The sequence below is a fragment of the Campylobacter sp. 2457A genome (genome assembly GCF_020135895.1).
Lineage (GTDB): Bacteria > Campylobacterota > Campylobacteria > Campylobacterales > Campylobacteraceae > Campylobacter_D > Campylobacter_D taeniopygiae.
The window spans coordinates 1-669 of record NZ_JACHTO010000080.1; the positions used below are offsets into that span (position 1 = coordinate 1).

Genomic DNA, 669 nt, shown 5'->3' on the forward strand with positions numbered 1-669 from the left:
CGGGTATTGCTTTTATTAGAACTTATATTATTGCTTTTTGTAGTATTTATATCCTTTATGTTATTATCTATATTTACATCTTTATTTTTTGTTTTTATTCTATTTTCTCCTATCCCATTTACCACTACAAATTTACAAACAAAAAGATCTTGCTTTCTATCTTCATCTTCTAAGATTTTATCTAGTCCCTTTGCAATTTGAAGTTTTAAATTTTTCATTTTAGCAGGGGCTAAAAAACTAAAATGATATCCATTTAGTTCTTTATTATCTTTTAAGGAATTTCTAATAATTTTATCATATTCATGTAACTCTTTAAAATATCCTGCTCCTAATTCCTTTTTTTCAAATTTTTTATAAGCATCTTTATAGGATTTAGAGATATTTTTAGGGATAATAAAATAAAGTTTGATTAAATTAGTATCAAAGCTAAGATTTAATTGTTTAAATTCATGATTTTTACTAAAATCTTTCCTAAATTGATTAAGGATATTTATATCTTCTATATCTTTTAAATCTTTTTGATCTATATTTAATTCATCTAAAGCTTTGTCTTGTTCTTTTCTTTTGCTATTAAGTAAAAGATTATAGACAGGTAAATTATCTTTTTGAAATCGATCACTTTTATAATGAAGTCTTAATATAGGTTCTTTTAATTCTGTTATATTATTA

At 22.0% G+C, this 669-nt stretch carries 1 pseudogene; it reads right to left on the minus strand.

Annotation, left to right across the window (positions count from 1 at the left end):
* Window positions 1–669, minus strand: a pseudogene (locus tag H2280_RS08415) (hypothetical protein); the annotation flags it as partial.